Genomic DNA, 1484 nt, shown 5'->3' on the forward strand with positions numbered 1-1484 from the left:
ACCGCTCGAAAAGGAGCGGTTTTTTTATGTTGTGTGCCCAGCAAGCCGTTAATTGCTTGTTGGTGAAAGTCCAACCGAGGTAAGAGCCAAGTCGCTGACAGGCAACTGGTGGAGAAATCCTAAGGTTGAAGCCCTGTGACCAATTTGGACACTGACTACATTTTAGTTCCTCAAGCAATTACGGGTACAGCCGACATACGTGTAAAAATAGGGGTCACCTCACATGCCCATCAGACTAAAATTTTATAGTACCGCCAGCATTTCGAAAAACCCCCACGCTAAGCAAAAAATAAAATAAGCTGCCCATATGGACAGCTTATTTACATAATTATCGTTATTGGAAGTCACTTTATAGCTGTAAAAGGTGTTTCGATTCAAATAACAGACACCTTTAAGGTCAAAACCTCTATTAGTTCATCTATACTGCCTGTAACATGCTCTACTTGTGGTAGATGATAAAACGTACTTGTTGTTTTAAAGTTGTTAAATTCCTCATCGGGCGAGTAGAGATATATTTTCTTGCCTGTACCTAAAGCAATTCCAAATTCAATGTGACTTCCTTTTCCTGCAGGCAGTAGTACTACAATAAAATCTGATTCTATTACAGCATTCTTCTCAGCTTGACCTATGTTTATTAAGTCAGTAAACGTTGAGGCTCTTTCATTTTGAGTCCAATCATATGTATGAGTGAATCCTTTGCTTTTTAATTTTTCGCTAACATATCTAACATTGTCTTTGTTTTGAAAACTTGATGCCACATAGAATTTCATTGGTTTCCTCCATATCTAAAGTTTTTTATAACAAAACCCTCCTATTTGGAGGGAGGGTCAATCTTTGTTTTGTTTTTCTAACAGTTGAATAACCCTATCTAACTTTTGCTCAACTGGATCTTGCTTTTTGCGATTGCCGGTATGCCGGATTATACGTATAATTCCGCCAAACAGTGCACCGATGATTACTGCAATAATGACGTAATAAATAGTGGTTCCTAAAGGCATTATTGAGAACCTCCTTTTTTCCTTATTATACCATTCAGGAGAAGTGATATGTTGTGTGATTTAGGTTGTATATGTTATTCATGCTCGGTTAACATAACGCATCATTATCGGTAGCAAGGAAAAGGAGAATCCCTACTCTCACAAGGGATCCTCCTTTTTTCGTTCTATGGATCTATGCATTTTTTTACACATTCCTATCCTGGCGTAGTTTTAGGATTCTCGTTTGTTATTAGATTAGCCAAAAAACTGTATAAAATCTTGCATGCTCTTAGCGTGGGTTTTTTCCAAAATGCTGGCGATACCCCATGCCCATCAAGCTAAGATTTTCAGAAACCTCCCATTACAAAAATTTTACCTTTTCACAGTTATTCATAAGAGTTCGGCTCATTTTTTCTTTTTTTGGGCCTTTATTTTCTTTAAGTTGATGGGTATTCTTTAAGTTGATGGGTATGTATGGTGACCCCCTCATGCCTCCCTACAGGGAGA

At 37.9% G+C, this 1484-nt stretch carries 2 protein-coding genes; both read right to left on the reverse strand.

Going from position 1 to position 1484, the window contains the following annotated elements:
* Positions 1-374 precede the first annotated feature (374 nt).
* Complete coding sequence (locus CQZ94_RS30660; protein ID WP_105588426.1) at positions 375-770, reverse strand: nucleoside 2-deoxyribosyltransferase; 396 nt, start codon at positions 768-770, stop codon at positions 375-377.
* A gap of 57 nt (positions 771-827) precedes the next feature.
* Positions 828-998, reverse strand: a complete 171-nt coding sequence (locus tag CQZ94_RS30665) for a DUF4083 family protein (protein ID WP_105588427.1) — start codon at positions 996-998, stop codon at positions 828-830.
* Positions 999-1484: the final 486 nt, after the last annotated feature.

It is taken from the genome of Bacillus sp. MYb209 (genome assembly GCF_002975175.1).
GTDB lineage: Bacteria > Bacillota > Bacilli > Bacillales > Bacillaceae_G > Bacillus_A.

Coding starts and splice junctions, on each gene's coding strand:
- CQZ94_RS30660 (WP_105588426.1), bottom strand. CDS start 770: ATGAAATTCTATGTGGCATCAAGTTTTCAAAACAAAGACAATGTTAGA.
- CQZ94_RS30665 (WP_105588427.1), bottom strand. CDS start 998: ATGCCTTTAGGAACCACTATTTATTACGTCATTATTGCAGTAATCATC.